The sequence below is a fragment of the Listeria sp. ILCC796 genome, assembly GCF_900186175.1.
In the GTDB taxonomy this organism is placed as follows: domain Bacteria; phylum Bacillota; class Bacilli; order Lactobacillales; family Listeriaceae; genus Listeria; species Listeria goaensis.
Genome location: NZ_FYBV01000005.1, coordinates 39,182 through 58,637 on the forward strand (window position 1 = coordinate 39,182; position 19,456 = coordinate 58,637).

Genomic DNA, 19,456 nt, shown 5'->3' on the forward strand with positions numbered 1-19,456 from the left:
ACAAATATGTCGCAAAAAAAGAAAATGGGCTTTTTTATTTTAACAGCCCTCGTCATCGGAAATATGATTGGTTCAGGCATCTTTATGCTTCCACGCCAAATGGCAGAAGTCGCAAGTCCGCTCGCAATTTTGCTGGCGTGGTCGATTACGGGACTTGGCGTTTTAATGATCGCCCTTGTCTTCGGAAATTTAGCGGTCAGAAGACCAGACTTAACAAGCGGGGCGCAGAGCCATGCCTATGCCTTATTTAAAAATCAAAACGCGAAACAAATGGCCGGCTTCATCGCCGTTTGGAGTTATTGGGTAGCAAACTGGGCAGGGAACGTGTCGATTATCACTTCATTTGCCGGCTACTTATCCGTGTTTTTTCCAATATTAAACAGCACTGATACTTTGGTTCAAATCGGAGGCTTCAAGCTAGCAGAAGGTCAGCTCGTGACATTTTTCGTATGTTCCGTCTTACTTTGGGGCGTAGCATTCATCATTTCACGCGGCGTAAGTGCAGCTGGAAAAATCAATTTAATCGCCACCATCGCCAAAGTCATTGGCTTCTTTTTATTCATCATCGTTGCCGTCTTCGCCTTCCAGTCCGCCAAAATGGGCGCATTTTATCACCCCGTTTATGATGCAAATGGCCTTGAAAACGGACTTCTATCACAAGTTAACAAAGCCGCAATTGTGACGCTCTGGGCGTTTATCGGCATTGAATCCGCGATGATGTTTGCAGGTCGTGCCAAATCAGGCCGTACTATTCAAGCAGCGACGATTTCAGGTTTGGTGATTTCCGTCTTGCTGTATATCTCCATCTCGGTTTTAACTCTCGGACTCATTCCAAAAGAGCAGTTACTCGGGAGCGCGAGCCCGCTTGCAGATGCGCTCAATTCGGTCATTGGCAGTGGTGGTTCCGCCGTCATGGCTGTTCTAGCGCTCATTTGCCTGTTCGGCTCCACAATTGGCTGGATTATGCTTAGTTCCGAAGCCCCGCATCAGGCTGCAAAAAATGGACTTTTCCTCCCTTATTTGAAAAAGGTAAATCAAAACGGCACACCAGTGCGCGCGCTCGTTTTAACGTGTTTAGCGTCACAATTATTCATTTTATCAACGCTATCAGGCAGCATCGCCGTCGCGTACGATTTCGTCGTAAAAGTTTCCACGCTGGCCTTTCTCGTGCAGTATTTCATTTCACCAATTTTCCAATTGAAACTCGTGCTAACCGGTTCAGGCTACGAGCGTTCGGCGCGCACAAAACGTGTCACAGATGGTGTAATCGCGCTACTCGCTCTAATTTATAGCGCATGGATCATTAAAAGCGGCACGGAAAATCTAATCGTATTCGGCCTCAGTCTGGGCTTGTTCCTACTCGGCTTCATACTTTATCCTTTAATGAAAAAAGGGCAAACTAGATAAATCTTTTGAGAATATAAGAAATAGGCTATTTTGTATAAAAATATACACAATTTGCTTAATTTTGGTTTCTGTAGTAAAGTAGGACTAATTGCTTAGGTTGTAAAATAGATAAAAGCTGCTACCTGTGCAACATCTTATTTTATTTCAAGGAATAAAGGGAAGATAACCTCATGTGGTAGCAGCTTCTATTTACAATTACTAGCCTTACAAAAAAACAAACATAGGAGAACATAATGTTAAAGAAAATAGCTTTTTTAATGTTTCTACTTGCAGTTTTGACCATCTCTGGATGTTCTAAAAACCAAAATGATGAAGTAAGCAACAGTAATGAGGTCAATAAAAATATTAAACTCGTATACGACGGAGCGAAGCTAATTAAATTTGATATGTCTGAAAAGTCAGCTTTAGAACCATGGGATTTGCGTAGTAATCAGTTTCAATATACGTTCTTTAAATCAGCTAAATATATCACTTCAGGAAATTCAATATCAAATAATTTTGAAATCCTAAAAAAAGCTGGTGATTCTTACAGTAGTATATATCATTTAAAGAGTGATAAAGAAGCTCTTTTTCCTTTAGCAAGTATCGGGGATGAGCACTTATTTATTGTTGTTAAATATTTGGATGATACAAATGAGCTTGTTGATTTACTGGAAATTGATCGGTCCGGGAAAATTAAAAAAATGAATTTAGAATTAAGTGATAAGGCTAAAAAGGTTTTTTCGGGAATTTCGACCGATAACGGGGATATTTATACACTACTTCATGAAAATAAAATGGCAAATCTATACAAAACAAATAAAATGTTATCTGAATTTAATTTAATTGCAACTGATGTAGATGAGAATTCCCTTAGCACAAATAAAGAAGAAATTGTTTATACGAAAAAGAATTATTTGTATAGTGGTACAAAACAAATAAAAAAATTAGCCGAAGGAACAACCACAGCAAAGATTATTTCAGATACATATCTCTTGCAAGTAATGGCAGATGGAGAATTTACAGTAGAAGACTTATCTACAAACAACATTTTATTGAGCTACAATGACTATTTAGGCTATCAAGAAAATAATGATAAAATAAGTTTTTTTACATCAGATAATGTATATGAATTAGGCGAAAGACAGAACAAATGACAAAATTAGTGGAAGTTTCGTGAATCCAAGCGTATCATTTTCCTAACTTTTTAAATTCGAATAAAAAAGAAATGTCTATCTTGAAACTAATGGAATATAAGAATAATATTATTTCGCATATCTACTTAGATATTATTAGTCGAAATTATGGAATTGGCTTGATTGTGAGCTCTGTCATATTTATTATGCTGTCACTATTACCACTTTTTGTAGTGCCAAGCTTCGTTGTAATAAGTATTATTGCAGTTGATATTTTTATATATGGATTGATAATTATGATTGTGTATTGGGGTAAAATTAAGAGATTAGCTAATACAGACTTATGAAGAAGGATAGAGAATTTGATTGAAAAGGAGCCTTGCCAAAAGCGTGAAAATCAGCTACAATGAAGCTAACTTCAAAATGAGATGCGATAAAAGGAGTAGTAGTCCAAGTTTCTTTTGCTTAGAGAGTCAGCGGTTGGTGTGAGCTGAACAAGAGGACGGGTGAACTTGCCTTTACAAAAATTCGCACGTTATCCGCGTTAAGGATGATAAAGTTGAGTGAATGTCACTAATTTGGGTGGTACCGCGGAAGCAATAGTCTTTCGTCCCATAGCAAGTATGCTATTGGGGCGGAAGGCTTTTTATTTTGTGCATCTCAAAAAATAGGTAGAGAGAGGGAGAAAAAATGAGTTTTAATCACAAAGTAGTTGAACCAAAATGGCAAAAATATTGGGACGAAAAGAAAACATTCCGTACGACGGAAGATGCGAATAAGAAAAACTTTTATGCGCTTGATATGTTCCCATACCCGTCTGGAGCAGGTCTGCATGTTGGGCACCCAGAAGGTTACACGGCGACGGATATTTTGTCGCGCATGAAACGGGCGCAAGGCTACAACGTGCTTCATCCGATGGGCTGGGATGCGTTTGGTTTGCCCGCCGAACAGTATGCGATTGATACGGGGAATGACCCAGCTGAATTTACAGCGCACAATATTGAAAACTTTACGCGTCAAATTAAATCGCTAGGTTTTTCTTATGACTGGGAACGTGAAATTAATACGACAGACCCAGAATACTATAAATGGACGCAGTGGATTTTTGAAAAATTGTTTGAAAAAGGCTTGGCATATGAAGCAGAAGTGGCAGTAAACTGGTGCCCGGCGCTTGGAACGGTGCTAGCGAATGAAGAAGTCATTGACGGAAAAAGTGAACGCGGCGGACATCCAGTCTTTCGTAAACCAATGCGTCAGTGGATGCTTAAAATTACCGCTTATGCTGATCGCTTGCTAGACGACTTGGAGCTTGTCGACTGGCCGGAAAACATTAAGGACATGCAGCGCAACTGGATTGGGAAATCGGTTGGTGCGGAAGTTAATTTCGCGATTGATGGCACGGACCAATCATTTGCTGTCTTTACAACACGTCCAGATACACTTTTTGGATCGACTTATGCGGTGCTTGCTCCTGAGCATGATTTGGTAGACGTCATTACGACACCCGAACAGAAAGAGGCTGTCATTTCGTATCGCGAAAAGGTGGAACTAAAAAGTGAACTAGAACGTACGGATTTAGCCAAAGAAAAAACAGGTGTCTTTACAGGAGCGTATGCGATAAATCCAGTTAATGGCGCAAAAATGCCGATTTGGATTGCGGATTACGTGCTCATTCAATACGGCACGGGTGCTGTGATGGCGGTTCCGGGGCATGATGAGCGCGACCATGAATTTGCCAAGCAGTTTAATCTTGCAATTGTGGAAGTTGTGAAGGGTGGCGACGTTTCAAACGCGGCTTATAGCGGCGACGGTGAACATGTGAACTCCGATTTCTTGAACGGTTTGAATCAAGCAGATGCTATTTCGAAAATTTGTGACTGGCTAGAGGCAGATGGTTCGGGTACGAGAAAAACAACGTATCGTTTGCGCGACTGGCTCTTTAGCCGCCAGCGTTATTGGGGCGAACCAATTCCAGTTATCCACTGGGAAGACGGCGAATCGACACTTGTACCTGAAAATGAATTGCCCCTTCTTTTGCCAAAAGCAACAGAAATTAAGCCATCTGGTACAGGCGAATCACCACTTGCCAATCTGACGGATTGGGTAAATGTGGTCGATGAAAATGGTCGGAAAGGGCGTCGTGAAACGAATACAATGCCGCAATGGGCTGGCTCCAGCTGGTATTTCTTGCGTTATATCGATCCGAAAAATGCGGACAAAATCGCGGACCCTGAAAAACTAAAAGCGTGGCTTCCCGTTGATGTATATATCGGCGGCGCAGAGCATGCCGTTCTTCACTTGCTATACGCGCGCTTCTGGCACAAATTCCTGTATGACATTGGGGTTGTTCCTACGAAAGAGCCATTCCAAAAACTTTTTAACCAAGGAATGATTTTGGGCGAAAACAACGAGAAAATGTCGAAATCTCGCGGCAATGTTGTAAATCCTGATGAAGTCGTTGAAAAATACGGGGCGGACACGCTGCGCTTGTATGAAATGTTCATGGGACCGCTTGAAGCTTCTATCGCTTGGAGTGAAAACGGGCTTGAAGGTGCGCGGAAGTTCCTCGACCGGGCATACCGACTTTTTGTTTCTGACGCAGGCAATTTGCAAGCAAAAGTGACAAAAGCGAACGATGGCAAGCTTGAACGTGCGTACCATCAAATGGTGAAAAGTGTGACGAATGATTACGAAAATCTGCGCTTTAACACCGGGATTTCGGCGCTAATGATTTTTGTGAACGAAGCATATAAAGCAGAAACGGTGCCAACAGAATATGCAGAAGGCTTCGTAAAACTCCTTGCCCCAATTGCACCGCATGTAGGGGAAGAACTTTGGTCCATTCTTGGGCATAACGAATCTATCGCATACGCGGTGTGGCCAACGTTTGATGAGTCAAAACTAATTGAAGACGAAGTGGAAATTGTGCTTCAAGTGAACGGCAAAGTGAAAGCAAAAGCAATTGTTGCAAAAGCAATGCCAAAAGAAGAATTAGAGGAATTTGCTAAACAACATGAACGCATCCAAGCGGAACTAGAGGGCAAAACTATTCGTAAAGTGATTGCTGTTCCTGGAAAGTTGGTCAATATTGTAGCAAATTAATGCTGAGGAGGGGAGTTTTCCCCTTCTTTTTTTGTGTAAACAAGTATTTTTTTACGAACAGTTGGAATCGGCTATTTACTTTCCTATACGAGTTCGCTACTATTATGAATAAACATAAAAAATAAATCAGCAAAAGAAGGTGGACACATGCATAATGGAATTGGTATTTATTTTGGCACATTTGCCCCCTGTCATATTGGGCATTATGAGCTAGTCATTCGTGCAAAACGCGAATGTGAGGAGGGTGTTGTTGTCGTTGTGTCAGGCTACGACGGAGATCGTGGTGGCAGTAGCGGCATGGGTTTAACCGATAGATTTAGAGCCATGAGAGAGCTATTTAAAGATGACGAAATGGTACAAGTTATTAAACTAGATGAAAAGGATATTCCGGCGTATATTTCCGCTGATGTGAATGGTTGGGAAGAATGGTGGGCGCTCTTGCAAACAATACTGGCAAAAGAGCTACTCACAAATAGCCCGCGAAACTATTATGTAGGGGAACCAGAATATCAGCAAGAACTCCAAAAGCGGGTAGCTAGAGAAGATGTGATAACGTTTCTGGAACGCAAGAAAACAGGGCTTTCCGGCACTTTATGTCGCGAAAATCCGGTCAAATATTGGGACTACATCATGAAACCTTTTCGAAAATTTTATGTTAAAAAGGTGCTAATTTACGGGACTGCCTCAACAGGGAAAACGACCTTAACGCGTGATTTGGCCCGGCATTATGCAACGTCTTTCTCATTAGAGTACGCGCGCGAATATGAAGAAACTTACAATGTTCGCGATGACGAATTAAGTTTTAGAGATCTTCTAAACATTGGAATTGGGCAATTTGAAAATAATAAAAAACATATACATAGCCCAGCGAACAGTGGCGTGTTTATTGCGGATACCGACACGATGACCACGCTAAACTACATTCAATATTATTGCACAGAAGAAGAAGTGGAGAATGCGCGCGTTGTGTTTAAACATTATATTGAGAAACAGGAGTGGGACTTAATTATTACGTTGCCACCTGCAACGAGATATGTAGATGATGGTTTCCGCGACATGAGTTACAGCGATGATGCCACACGCGAAAGAATGCATCAAAACTTTTTAAACACGCTAACCGAATATAACCTTTCTGACAAAGTAGCGGTTTTAGAAGGTAGTTTTTATGAACAGTATCAAGCGGCAATCAAGCTAATTGACAACTTGATTGAGCCAGAAGGAGAATTTGCATGATTGAAGCTTTAAAAAAGGAGTTGTTTTACGGCTGGACAACTTTTGAAAAAATATGGATTACGATTTTTCTTGCCGTACAAATTGTGGTATACATCTTATACCCAGATTCCGTTATCGGATTAATCGCTGGGATAAGCGGGATACTTTGCGTTGTTTTTGTTGGAAAAGGGAAAATAAGCAATTATTTCTTCGGACTCATTAATGTTCTCGCTTACGCCTGGGTTTCCTACACGTTCAAATTATACGGCGAAGTGCAGCTGCAACTCATTTTATATCTTCCAGTCCAAATTGTCGGATTCATCATGTGGAAAAGACACTACTCGGCTAAACATGCAATTAATAAGGCAAAAGTAAAAGAAGTTGAGGCGAAATCTTTAACCCTAGTCCAGTGGCTAATCTGTATCGTCTTAGTGGCTGTTTTAACCATCCTGTACAGTATTTACTTGCGAAGCATCGGAAGCGCCCTGCCCGGTTGGGACGGAGCGACCACGATAATTTCTGTAGTGGCGCAAATCCTAATGATTTTGCGTTTTCGTGAACAATGGCTTTTATGGATTGTGGTAAATATTTTAACGATTACATTATGGGTGCTGATGCTGTCGCATTCAGGTGAAACAAACATGTCCGTGCTCGTCATGTATATCATGTATTTGTTCAACTCGGTTTATAGCTGGTATAACTGGACGAAAATGGTACGGAGTAATAAGGAATGATATTGACTAATAGCATCAATTTGTGGTATAGTAATAAACGGTGTTAAATCACACACGCAACGTGACAAATGAGAAGGTGCTTGATTTTTCAAGTCTTTCATTTGGTTGACCGATTGCGGAGGGCGACTTGTCGCAAAAATAAAACCATAGGAGGGAATAACATGCCTGTTATTTCAATGAAACAATTATTAGAAGCTGGTGTACACTTTGGACACCAAACACGCCGTTGGAACCCGAAAATGAAGAAATATATCTTCACGGAACGTAACGGAATTTACATTATCGATTTACAAAAAACGGTTAAAAAAGTTGACGAAGCTTTCAACTTCATGCGTGAAGTTGCTGCTGACGGAGGTACTATCCTTTTCGTTGGTACTAAAAAACAAGCGCAAGATTCTGTTAAAGAAGAAGCGGAACGTTCTGGTCAATACTTTGTAAACCATCGTTGGTTAGGTGGAACACTTACAAACTTTGAAACGATTCAAAAGCGTATTAAACACCTTAAAAAAATCGAAAAAATGGAAGAAGATGGCACTTTCGAAGTTTTACCTAAGAAAGAAGTTGTCCTTCTGAAAAAAGAAAAAGAAAAATTAGAGCGCTTCTTAGGCGGTATTAAAGATATGAAAGGTCTTCCTGATGCAATGTTCATCGTTGACCCTCGTAAAGAGCGTATCGCAGTAGCAGAAGCTCGTAAATTAAATATTCCTATCATCGGTATTGTAGATACTAACTGTGATCCTGATGAAATTGATTATGTAATCCCTGCAAACGATGATGCGATTCGTGCGGTTAAACTATTAACTGCTAAAATGGCTGATGCTATCATCGAAGTCAACCAAGGCGAAGAAAACGTTGAAGCTCCTGTAGAAGAAGTACAATCTACTGAAGAAGTGAAAGCGGAAGAGTCTACTGAAGCTTAATTTTTGATGAAACATTTCTGAGGTGATAAGAGATTTAACTTATCACCTTTTTTAAAAGTTAACTATTGGAGGGAAAATAAAATGGCAAACATTACTGCTCAAATGGTAAAAGAATTACGTGAAAAAACTGGCGCAGGTATGATGGACTGTAAAAAAGCGTTAGTAGAAACTGATGGCGATATGGATAAAGCAATCGACTATCTTCGTGAAAAAGGAATCGCGAAAGCGGCTAAAAAAGGTGACCGTATTGCTTCTGAAGGTATGACTCACGTTGTAAGTAACGAGAAACATGCTGTTGTTTTAGAAGTAAACGCTGAAACTGACTTTGTTGCTAAAAACGATAACTTCATCGCATTAGTAGATAAATTAGCGAATCATTTGTTAGCTGTTAAACCAGATAACTTAGATGACGCTTTAAAAACTGAAATCGAAAGCGGCGTAACAGTTCAAGATTACATCACTGAACAAATTACAAAAATCGGTGAAAAAATTTCACTTCGTCGTTTTGAAATCAAAGAAAAAGCTGATAACCATGCGTTCGGCGAATACATTCACATGGGTGGACGTATCGGCGTTTTAACTTTACTTGAAGGTACTGACAAGGAAGAAGTAGCAAAAGATGTTGCGATGCACATTGCCGCTATTAATCCGAAGTACATTTCTCGTGACGATGTAGACGCTGCTGAAATCGCACACGAAAAAGAAATTTTAACACAACAAGCTTTAAACGAAGGTAAACCTGAAAAAATCGTTGAAAAAATGGTGGAAGGTCGCTTAACAAAATGGTTGAGTGAAATCTCCCTTTTAGACCAACCTTTCGTTAAAAATCCTGACATCACGGTTGGCGAATATGTGAAACAAAACGGTGCAACTGTTGCATCATTCGTACGCTTTGAAGTCGGCGAAGGCTTAGAGAAAAAAGAAGATAACTTTGTTGAAGAAGTTATGAATCAAGTGAAGAAAGACTAATTGTAAATATAAGTTTAAACCCCTGTTATTCATTTAGAATAACAGGGGTTTTTATGTTATTAATTATTTAGTGCTAAAATAAAAATTCTCGTACTTTATAAGCGGCGCCGCATCATTTTTATTAATCGTTCCTTGAATATATCCTTCTGCTGTTCCTTCATTATATAATGTAGCTGATAATTCATTGGGAATAACAACACTTTCTCCGTCATAAAGCGTTCCTGTTGATGAAAGATATTCAAATTCCATATCATTAATCATAAATTTATTTTCTGGTGAAGCGATGCCATATGCCTTAACTTTGACTTTATTTAAAATGTATTCTTTTCCATCAGGGGCAGGCTCATTAAATTGATTTTCAGCTTGAATTATTTGTGCGGCCTCATTTCCTCGTATTGTTTCAGTAATCGTAATATCCATATTTGCTTTAAAGTTATCATAAGTATCCACATCCATCATTGAACCGCTAAGTGATAATGTCGAATTTAAAGGAGTAGGGTTAGCTCTAGATCCTTCTTCTGACTCAGTGTCAGTGTATTCTTCAGTTGATTCGTCTTCTAAGGAAGTGTCTGCCGAATCATCGCTTGAGTTAGTGGAAGTAGAGTTAGTAGAGGCAGCTTCATTTACCGCCTTTGCTCCCTCATTGACTATGCCCACGACAAACACGATTGAAAATACTATCCCACATGCAATAGATGAAATAGTAGTTATAACACCTGCTTTTCTAGTTTTCTTGTTGATGATTAGAATAATGCCCACAACTAGACCGATAAAACCTAAAACAAGCATTAAAATTGAAACTCCTACCATAAATATGTTCTCTCCTTTTTGTGTTTTTATATTAGCGCTTATGCGTTAACATCAATTGATGAGTTATATTTTGAACTTTTGTGTTGAAAATAACTTGGATTACTAATGATTTTCCACATCTCATAAAGTTGTTGGACTCGTTCTTCCTCTGATTCAGGAAGTTCTCTCCAAAATGCAGCTAATTCAGGATTATTTTCAAAAGCTATGTATTCAGGGGAGTTGAGGTATCCGTCTTCATTGTCTGTGTTACCTACCAAGTAATCAATGGATACATCATATGACTTGGCAATCTTGTTGAGTGTTGCTAAATCAGGTTCTCGGTTCCCTTGCTCATACATAGCATAAGTTGTGCGACCAACATCTATTTTTCTCGCAACGTCTTTTTGTAGTAAGTTATTTTTTTCTCTTAAGTTTTTTAATCGATTTTTTAACATCTAATCGACCTCGATTCATTCGTGATAATAGCTATTATACTACACAAATAATCTACTCAAGATTAATTTCGCGAAAAGTGTACTACCCTTCTAATTTGGTACACATTTTGTGACTTTTGCGATTGAGAAATAAAAAATAGCAGACAGGATTTATCAAATGATTTGAAAGCAGCAGCGTGTTTTTGTGCTATAATGGAACAATAAAAACAGCTTAGATTAGAGGACAGGAGAAAGAGGACAATTGGGGATTTATTTTGAAGAGTTGGGGACATATCTTACCTTTTTTTGTATTTATATGGTATCAATTATAATTTTAAAGCTATGTTGGAAAAAAAGCTGGGGATTTCTATTATGTTACTCTATTTTTTATCTTTACATAACCGAAGTGATTCGGATTACACAATTTCCGCTTTACTTTATTGACAGGGCAGAACAGAATCTATCTATTTGGCAAGGCGTGTCTTTAGTACCTTTCGTAAGTATCGATCCAAAAGGCTATTTATTAAATACACTTTTAACGATACCGTTTGGATTTGGATTACCATTTTTATTACGAATGTCTTGGAAAAGAATGATGATAGTAGGATTTACTTTTACACTTTTAATAGAAGTAACACAGTTTTTAATAGGGTATCGGATTGCTGATATAGATGATATTATCTTTAATTTTTTAGGAAGTATGATAGGTTATGCTTTATTCAAAGGTTTAAAATTTGTGCTACTTAAATTGTTTCGCGGGGATACTGAGAAAATGCCAGCAATTTTTGATTAAAGAAGGCAGGTCGCTTTAAGGTGACCTGCCTAGTTTTTTACCTCGGTAATGTTTCTTTTTGATAATTAAGTTGCCAGTGAACACCGTATTTGTCCGTTAGATTCGCGTAAATCGCGCCCCAAAAAGTTTCTTGGAGTTCCATGTGGATATCTTTGGCTTCACTTTTTAGTTTGTCATACGCTCTTTTTAAAGAAGCTTCGTCTTGGAACATGAAGGCGATGGTTACAGTATCACCTTCAGCAAGTGGCATGCCCTCGGGTGCGTCAGAAAAAAGTAAGAAATCCACACCGTCCTTTGCCAGCCAGCCGTGAATTAATCGTTTGGCGGATAAATCGGTGCCAGAGAAATCTTCCATATCACCATAACGCTGAACGCCGCTGTTATCAGCTTCAAAAACATCTTTATAGTATTCTAAGACGTCATTTGCCGTGCCATCGAAAATTAAATAGGGTACAGTCCAAACCATCATCATTCCTCCTTTTATTTGCTCTTAGTATAGCACGTTTTTTGAAAATTAGGAGAATAAAAACGCTCCAAATTACACAAAAAGGCAAAGCGCAAACATTTTTTCTATTTTTATATAAAAAAGCTTTTGTAATGACGGGTTTTCTAGTAAAATAGATGATGGTGGATAAAGAAACAACTTATCTCGAAATAGAATGAATAGCGGAGGTTTTTATGGATACCCCAGAATATAAACGTGTAGTACTAAAACTAAGTGGTGAAGCATTAGCTGGAACAGACGGATTTGGGATTAAGCCAAACGTTGTTAATGCGATTTCTAAACAAGTAAAAGAAGTAGTAGAGTTAGGTGTCGAAGTGGCCATCGTTGTTGGTGGTGGAAATATTTGGCGCGGGAAACTTGGGAGTGAGATGGGCATGGACCGTGCGGCAGCTGATTATATGGGCATGCTTGCGACTGTCATGAATTCTCTTTCCTTACAAGATTCTTTAGAAAACGTTGGTGTGGCAACACGCGTACAAACTTCGATTGATATGCGTCAAATTGCTGAACCATACATTCGTCGTAAAGCGATTCGTCACCTTGAAAAAGGGCGCGTTGTCATTTTTGCTGGCGGAACTGGAAACCCGTACTTCTCTACAGATACAACAGCGGCTCTTCGTGCAGCTGAAATTGAAGCGGATGTCATTTTAATGGCGAAAAACAATGTCGATGGCGTGTATAGCGCGGATCCAAAAGTCGATGAAACAGCGAAAAAATATGACGAACTTTCTTACTTAGACGTTATTAAAGAAGGCCTGCAAGTGATGGACTCCACAGCCTCATCGTTAAGTATGGATAACGATATTCCGTTAATCGTATTCTCGTTTGCGGAAGATGAAAATAATATTAAGCGAGTTATTCTCGGTGAAAAAATCGGGACAACTGTTAGGGGGAAAAACTAAATGAGTAAAGAAGTCTTGCAAAATTCAAAAGAAAAAATGGAAAAAGCAGAACAAGCTTTAGTACGTACACTTGGACAAATCCGCGCTGGTCGCGCGAATGCTTCAATTTTGGATCGTGTTCAAGTTGAATATTACGGGGCGCCGACTCCACTTAATCAAATGGCTAGTATCTCCGTTCCAGAAGCGCGCATGCTTTTGATTACACCTTTCGATAAAAATATCATTGGTGACATCGAAAAAGCACTTTTAAAATCCGACTTAGGTTTAACGCCAAACAATGACGGATCCGTGTTGCGTTTGACGATTCCGCAATTGACGGAAGAACGCCGCCGTGAGCTCGCAAAAGAAGTGAAAAAAGAAGCAGAAGAAGCAAAAGTAGCTGTAAGAAATGTTCGCCGCGATGCAAATGATGAGCTTAAAAAAATTGAAAAAGCTGGCGATATTACAGAAGATGACTTGCGTGGTTACACAGAAGATGTACAAAAACTAACGGATGCAAGCATTAAAAATATCGATGAAATTGCGAAAAACAAAGAAGCTGAAATCTTAGAAGTGTAATGTTGAGAGTGGAAAGCGTTCCTTTTCTTCTAATTTGAGAAGGGGAGGAATGCTTTTTCTTATTATTTATTCTCATGAAAATCTCATGTTCCACATGAAAATTTTAGTACATAAATGGCGAGATTTTTGATATTATAAGTATAGATATGCGCATAAAAATGGCATCTCTATTGGAGGATTTAAAATGTTTAAGAAGCTATTTGGACAAAACGAAAATTTTATAGATAGCGAGCTTTCAACAGAAATTCCTCTTCCAAAGCATGTAGCAATCATTATGGATGGCAACGGAAGATGGGCAAAGAGACGTTTTTTACCACGTATAGCTGGTCATAAGGAAGGTATGAATGTCGTTAAGAAAATCACGAAATATGCGAGCAGTCTTGGCATTGACGTGTTGACATTATATGCGTTTTCAACTGAAAATTGGAAAAGACCAACAGATGAAGTGGATTTTTTAATGAAGCTACCAGTGGAGTTTTTTGATACGTTTGTACCTGAACTGGTAGAAGAAAATGTCCGCGTAAATATTATGGGCTACCGGGAAAACTTACCAGCTCATACGCTTAAATCAGTTGAAGGAGCTATCGAAGCGACGAAACACTGTACAGGGCTTGTGCTTAATTTTGCGCTCAATTACGGGGGAAGAGCGGAAATTATATCGGCGACAAAGGCAGCCATTGCAGAGCTAGTAGCAGCAGGTGAAAATCCGGCTGATATTACAGAGGCGGATATTGATAATCATTTGATGAGCCGGGGACTAGGCGATCCGGATTTATTGATACGAACAAGTGGCGAACTTCGACTTAGTAATTTTATGCTTTGGCAACTTGCTTATAGCGAATTTTATTTTACGGAAGTTCATTGGCCTGATTTTAAAGAAGAAGATTTCCTTCAAGCGATGATTGATTATCAAAATCGGTCACGCCGGTACGGAGGTCTGTAGGGAGGACAAGATAAGTGAAGACAAGAATAATTACGGCAATTGTGGCGCTCATAGTTTTTATTCCGTTTGTAATCATCGGGGGGATTCCTTTTGAGCTAATGAGTTTGTTGTTAGCGACAATTGCTGTATATGAAATTTTAGTCATGGTAAAACAACCTGTTTTTTCTGTGAGCGGGATTATCACGATTTTACTGACATGGATTGTGACTGTTCCAGACCGTTATTTAACTTTTTTTGAAGAAATAGGTCTTTCAAAAATGGAACTTCTTTTCATTGGAATTGCAATTTTATTAGCTTATACGGTATTTTCGCGGAATAAGTTCCATTTTGATCAAGCGGGCGTGGCGCTACTTTCAGCGATTTACGTTGGATTTGGCTTTCACTATTTATCTTTGACGCGTGACGCGGGTTTATACTATGTCATTTTCGCATTACTCATCGTTTGGTCGACTGATACAGGTGCGTATTTCATCGGGCGGCAATTTGGGAAACATAAACTAGCGCCGCATGTTAGTCCGAATAAAACGGTTGAAGGCTTTATAGGCGGTATTATTTGCGCATTAGTCATTGCAGGCGGCTTTTATTATTTCGCCGATTTACCACTTTCCATGGTCGTTATTTTAGTAGGGCTTGTTGTTCTATCCATTTTTGGACAGCTAGGCGATCTTGTTGAATCTGCCTTAAAACGCTATTACGGCGTGAAAGATTCCGGCAAAATTTTACCAGGACATGGCGGGATTTTAGACCGTTTTGATAGCCTGCTCTTTGTATTGCCACTTCTACATATACTTCAAATTATTTAAATGGAGATGTGACTATGAAAAAAATTATTTTACTAGGTGCAACGGGATCAATTGGAACACAAACACTTGAAATTGTTCGCGAGCACCCCGAAAAATTTAAAATTGTTTCGCTTTCATTTGGAAGAAATGTGGAACTGGGACGGAAAATCATTACGGAATTTCAGCCTCAAAAAGTTTCCGTACAAAATAAACGTGACCTTGAAACGCTACGAGCAGAATTTCCAAGCATTCAGTTTTCGTACGGCATTGCTGGTTTAAGAGAAATTGCGACTTTCCCAGAAGGCGATGTAGTTGTCAATGCAGTAATTGGTAGCGTTGGGCTTCTCCCCACACTAGATGCGATTGAAGCGGGGAAAGAAATCGCGATTGCGAATAAAGAAACACTTGTAACGGCTGGGCATCTTGTCATGGCGGCCGCAGCGAAGCATAACGTGAACTTATTACCTGTTGATAGCGAACATTCAGCTATTTTTCAGGCATTAAATGGCGAAAACCAGAAAGACGTTGCTAAAATTGTGTTAACAGCTAGCGGCGGTAGTTTTCGCGACAAGACACGTGAAGAGCTAAAAAACGTGACAGTCAAAGAAGCGCTCAATCATCCGAACTGGAACATGGGAAATAAACTCACAATTGATTCGGCAACGATGTTCAACAAAGGACTTGAAGTCATTGAAGCGCATTGGTTGTATGACATGGACTACGATGATATTGAAGTCGTCATTCATCGTGAAAGTGTTGTGCACTCGATGGTAGAATTTGTTGATGGCAGTTTAATTGCCCAACTCGGAACACCTGATATGCGCATTCCCATTCAGTACGCTTTAACGTATCCAGAGCGCGCATCGATTTCGTTCAGTGAACCGTTTGACATTACAAAATACGGGGCGCTTCATTTTGAAAAAGTCGATTTTGACCGCTTCATGGCATTGAAATTAGCATTTCAAGCTGGTAAAATAGGTGGAACGATGCCAACGGTTTTAAATGCAGCGAACGAAATTGCTGTGGCAGGGTTTTTAAATGGGCAAGTCGCCTTCCAAGGAATTGAAGCAGTTGTTGAGAACGCGATGCATAACCATAATGCGATTCAAGATCCGTCACTCGACACAATCCTGCAAGTAGATCAAGAAACACGTGCATACGTGAAAACACTTTTATAGGATAGAGGTGAAACGAATTTGACAACCATCATTGCATTTATATTTGTTTTTGGGTTAATTGTCTTTTTTCATGAATTAGGACACTTTTTATTAGCCAAACGTTCAGGAATAATGGTAAAAGATTTTTCCATTGGTTTTGGCCCCAAAATATTTGCTTATAAAAAGAAAGAAACACAATACACGATTCGTTTACTTCCCATTGGCGGTTACGTACGCATGGCCGGGGAGGACGGCGAAGAGATTTCGCTCAAACCGGGTTTTCGCATTGGTTTAGAGCTTTCTGAGGATGAAAAGGTCGAAAAAATTATCGTAAATGGGAAAGACCAGTATGTCAACGCCCAACCGCTTGAAGTCTCAAATGCAGATCTCGAAAAAGATTTATTCATCGAAGGCTTTGAAGATTTTGACGAAACGAAAAAAGTCCGTTATGAAGTCGCAAAAGATGCGATTATTATTGACGGAAAAATTGAAACGCAAATTGTCCCGTATGACCGCTCTTTCGGCTCGAAATCACTCGGAAAGCGTGCAGCGACAATTTTTGCCGGCCCATTATTTAACTTCATTTTAGCGATTCTCATTTTTACGGTGCTTGCTTTTGTACAAGGCGGCGTTGTCACAAATGAAAGCGAACTTGGAAAAGTAATGCCGGATAGCCCCGCGCAAACAGCTGGCTTAAAACAAGGCGATGAAGTCAAATCAATTAACGGTAAACAAACGGATTCCTGGGCTGATATTGTGACCATCGTGTCGGAAAACCCGGGCAAGGATTTAGACTTTAAAATAGACCGCGACGGAAAAACAGAAGATATTCATGTGACGCCTGACTCGGTGAAAGAACAAGGCAAGGAAGTCGGGAAGATTGGCGTCGGATCACCGACAGACGATTCATTTGGCGCTAAAATCAGTTACGGGTTTACGCAAACATGGTACTGGATTTCACAAATCTTTGCAGTGCTCGGCAACATGATTACAGGTGGCTTCTCGCTTGACATGTTGAACGGACCAGTCGGGATTTATACGAGCACGGAACAAGTTGTTAGTTACGGCTTCTTAACGTTATTAAACTGGACGGCAGTTCTTAGTATTAACTTGGGGATTGTTAACTTATTGCCGCTTCCAGCACTAGATGGCGGAAGACTTTTATTCTTTGCGTATGAGCTTATTCGCAGAAAACCAGTGGATCCGAAAAAAGAAGGAATGATTCACTTTATCGGATTCGCGCTACTCATGGTTCTGATGATACTTGTCACTTGGAATGACATCCAACGTGCCTTTTTCTAGGACGATGTTACAAAGGGATTGATTTTAAAAATTAGGGAGTGTTTTTCATGCGTCAGACAATGACATTTATTCCAACTTTAAAGGAAACACCTGCTGATGCAGAAGTAATGAGCCATAAGCTGTTACTCCGCGCAGGTTTTATTCGTCAAGTTGCAAGTGGGATTTACAGCTACTTACCGCTTGCTCACTTAACACTAAAAAAAATCGAACAAATTATTCGCGAAGAATTAAATCGCGTGGGAGCATCTGAACTTTTGATGCCAGCTTTACAACCCGCTGAACTTTGGAAAGAATCCGGGCGTTACAGCGACTACGGTCCTGAATTAATGCGTCTTAAAGACCGTAACGCGCGCGACTTTGCGCTTGGGCCAACGCATGAAGAAGTAATTACGTCACTCGTTCGTGATGAACTGAGTTCATACAAGCGTTTACCTATTACACTTTACCAAATTCAAACGAAATTTAGGGATGAAAAACGTCCACGTTTTGGGTTGCTTCGTGGTCGAGAATTCATCATGAAAGATGCTTATTCGTTCCACGCCACACAAGAAAGCTTGGACGAAACGTATGAAAAGATGTATCAAGCTTACAGCAACATTTTTACGCGCTGTGGACTAGATTTCCGTGCAGTCATTGCAGATTCTGGTGCGATTGGCGGGAAAGACACGAAAGAATTTATGGTGCTTTCAGAAATTGGGGAGGATACCATTGCATATAGCGATGCTTCCGATTATGCGGCAAATACGGAAATGGCGCCCGTTTTACACATGGAAAAAAAATCTCATGAAAAAGAAGCGGAACTTGAAAAAGTAGCGACGCCTGAAAAACGAACCATTGAAGATATTGTTTCGTTTTTAGAAATTCCAATTGAAAAAACGTTGAAATCAATGTTGTTTGATGTGGATGGCGAAATCATCATGGTACTCGTTCGCGGCGACCATGAAGTGAATGATATTAAAATTAAAAATGCGCTTGATGCGAAAAGTGTTGAACTTGCGGATCCTGCTGTGGCGATTCAATTGCTTGGCGCGGATTTTGGGTCGCTTGGGCCAGTCGGTGTGCCGGATTCGATTCGGATTTATGCGGACAATGCGGTGGCAGATATTGTGAATGCGGCAACTGGGGCAAATGAAAATGACTACCATTATATAAATGTAAATCCAGAACGTGATTTTACGGTCAGCAGTTATTTTGATCTTCGGATGATTCAAGCGGGGGACTTATCGCCTGACGGTCAAGGCATTATTAAATTTGCTGAAGGTATTGAAGTAGGCCACATTTTTAAATTGGGAACAAAATATAGTGAAGCGATGAATGCGACATTTTTAGATGAATTCGGTCGTGCGAATCCTTTAATTATGGGCTGCTACGGAATTGGCGTATCGCGACTTTTATCTGCGGTAGCAGAACAGCATCATGATGAGAACGGTTTAGTCCTAGAAAAAGGAATTGCGCCGTTTGATATTCACCTGATTCCAGTAAACATGAAGAATGATGAGCAGCGCGAATTTGGGGAAGGGCTTTATGCGAAACTGCAAGAAGCGGGCTACAGTGTGTTGCTTGATGATAGAACTGAGCGCGCTGGCGTGAAATTTGCGGATGCAGATTTGATTGGCTTACCAATTCGTGTGACGGTTGGGAAGAAAGCGGCGGAAGAAATTGTGGAAGTGAAAATTCGGAAGACGGGCGAAATGATTGAAGTGCGTCAAGATGAACTTTTAAATACGCTACCAATTCTTTTTGGCGAAAACTGATTTTTTTAGTACAATAGAGATGACGGAAAAGTACCTTGGCTTTTGTAAGGTACTTTTCAAGTTTTCTGGAAGGAGTGT

At 39.9% G+C, this 19,456-nt stretch carries 18 protein-coding genes; 15 read left to right on the plus strand and 3 right to left on the minus strand.

Annotation, left to right across the window (positions count from 1 at the left end):
* Positions 1 to 6 precede the first annotated feature (6 nt).
* From CFS04_RS06950 to tsf, 7 genes are all read left to right on the plus strand, one after another.
* The gene (locus CFS04_RS06950) at positions 7 to 1,407 is read left to right on the plus strand and encodes an amino acid permease (protein WP_088809883.1); all 1,401 of its coding nucleotides are present in this window, start codon (positions 7 to 9) and stop codon (positions 1,405 to 1,407) included.
* Between the two features lie 233 nt (positions 1,408 to 1,640).
* The gene (locus tag CFS04_RS06955; protein WP_088809884.1) at positions 1,641 to 2,543 is read left to right on the plus strand and encodes a hypothetical protein; all 903 of its coding nucleotides are present in this window, start codon (positions 1,641 to 1,643) and stop codon (positions 2,541 to 2,543) included.
* 669 nt (positions 2,544 to 3,212) lie between these two features.
* Positions 3,213 to 5,624, plus strand: coding sequence for a leucine--tRNA ligase (gene leuS, locus CFS04_RS06960; RefSeq protein WP_088809885.1), 2,412 nt, complete (start codon positions 3,213 to 3,215; stop codon positions 5,622 to 5,624).
* 147 nt (positions 5,625 to 5,771) lie between these two features.
* Entirely contained in the window at positions 5,772 to 6,857 is a 1,086-nt protein-coding gene (locus CFS04_RS06965; RefSeq protein WP_088809886.1) for an AAA family ATPase, read from the plus strand.
* Positions 6,854 to 7,570: a nicotinamide riboside transporter PnuC gene (gene pnuC, locus CFS04_RS06970; protein WP_088809887.1), complete on the plus strand. Its 717-nt coding sequence runs from the start codon at positions 6,854 to 6,856 to the stop codon at positions 7,568 to 7,570. The genes CFS04_RS06965 and pnuC overlap by 4 nt, the downstream gene beginning before the upstream one ends.
* 161 nt (positions 7,571 to 7,731) lie before the next feature.
* On the plus strand, positions 7,732 to 8,490 hold the full coding sequence (gene rpsB / locus CFS04_RS06975; protein WP_088809888.1) for a 30S ribosomal protein S2: 759 nt from the start codon (positions 7,732 to 7,734) through the stop codon (positions 8,488 to 8,490).
* A gap of 81 nt (positions 8,491 to 8,571) precedes the next feature.
* Positions 8,572 to 9,459 (plus strand): translation elongation factor Ts, encoded by an 888-nt coding sequence (tsf, locus tag CFS04_RS06980; RefSeq protein ID WP_088809889.1) that lies wholly within the window; start codon positions 8,572 to 8,574, stop codon positions 9,457 to 9,459.
* 63 nt (positions 9,460 to 9,522) lie between these two features.
* Here the strand turns inward: tsf and CFS04_RS06985 are convergent, their stop codons facing one another.
* Entirely contained in the window at positions 9,523 to 10,269 is a 747-nt protein-coding gene (locus CFS04_RS06985) for a hypothetical protein (protein ID WP_088809890.1), read from the minus strand.
* Positions 10,270 to 10,307: 38 nt separating this feature from the next.
* On the minus strand, positions 10,308 to 10,703 hold the full coding sequence (locus CFS04_RS06990; protein ID WP_088809891.1) for a helix-turn-helix domain-containing protein: 396 nt from the start codon (positions 10,701 to 10,703) through the stop codon (positions 10,308 to 10,310).
* Positions 10,704 to 10,944: 241 nt separating this feature from the next.
* Here CFS04_RS06990 and CFS04_RS06995 point away from each other — a divergent pair, with 241 nt between their 5' ends.
* Positions 10,945 to 11,475: a VanZ family protein gene (locus CFS04_RS06995; RefSeq protein WP_088809892.1), complete on the plus strand. Its 531-nt coding sequence runs from the start codon at positions 10,945 to 10,947 to the stop codon at positions 11,473 to 11,475.
* 37 nt (positions 11,476 to 11,512) lie between these two features.
* On the opposite strand, the gene CFS04_RS07000 is transcribed toward CFS04_RS06995, so the two are convergent.
* Positions 11,513 to 11,941: a VOC family protein gene (locus CFS04_RS07000; RefSeq protein ID WP_088809893.1), complete on the minus strand. Its 429-nt coding sequence runs from the start codon at positions 11,939 to 11,941 to the stop codon at positions 11,513 to 11,515.
* Positions 11,942 to 12,153: 212 nt separating this feature from the next.
* Between CFS04_RS07000 and pyrH the strand changes: the two genes are divergently transcribed.
* From pyrH to CFS04_RS07035, 7 genes are all read left to right on the plus strand, one after another.
* Positions 12,154 to 12,882 carry a UMP kinase gene (gene pyrH / locus CFS04_RS07005; protein WP_088809894.1) on the plus strand — a complete coding sequence of 243 codons (729 nt, stop codon included), beginning with the start codon at positions 12,154 to 12,156 and terminating at the stop codon, positions 12,880 to 12,882.
* Positions 12,883 to 13,440: a ribosome recycling factor gene (gene frr, locus CFS04_RS07010; protein ID WP_088809895.1), complete on the plus strand. Its 558-nt coding sequence runs from the start codon at positions 12,883 to 12,885 to the stop codon at positions 13,438 to 13,440. It abuts the gene before it with no gap.
* A 184-nt stretch (positions 13,441 to 13,624) separates the two neighbouring features.
* Positions 13,625 to 14,383 carry an isoprenyl transferase gene (locus CFS04_RS07015; RefSeq protein ID WP_088809896.1) on the plus strand — a complete coding sequence of 253 codons (759 nt, stop codon included), beginning with the start codon at positions 13,625 to 13,627 and terminating at the stop codon, positions 14,381 to 14,383.
* A gap of 14 nt (positions 14,384 to 14,397) precedes the next feature.
* Positions 14,398 to 15,186, plus strand: coding sequence for a phosphatidate cytidylyltransferase (locus tag CFS04_RS07020; protein WP_088809897.1), 789 nt, complete (start codon positions 14,398 to 14,400; stop codon positions 15,184 to 15,186).
* 14 nt (positions 15,187 to 15,200) lie between these two features.
* A complete protein-coding gene (dxr, locus tag CFS04_RS07025; protein ID WP_088809898.1) occupies positions 15,201 to 16,343 on the plus strand; it encodes a 1-deoxy-D-xylulose-5-phosphate reductoisomerase in 1,143 nt (380 codons plus the stop codon).
* An 18-nt stretch (positions 16,344 to 16,361) separates the two neighbouring features.
* The gene (rseP, locus tag CFS04_RS07030; RefSeq protein WP_088809899.1) at positions 16,362 to 17,624 is read left to right on the plus strand and encodes an RIP metalloprotease RseP; all 1,263 of its coding nucleotides are present in this window, start codon (positions 16,362 to 16,364) and stop codon (positions 17,622 to 17,624) included.
* A gap of 47 nt (positions 17,625 to 17,671) precedes the next feature.
* Complete coding sequence (locus tag CFS04_RS07035; RefSeq protein ID WP_088809900.1) at positions 17,672 to 19,378, plus strand: proline--tRNA ligase; 1,707 nt, start codon at positions 17,672 to 17,674, stop codon at positions 19,376 to 19,378.
* Positions 19,379 to 19,456 lie beyond the last annotated feature (78 nt).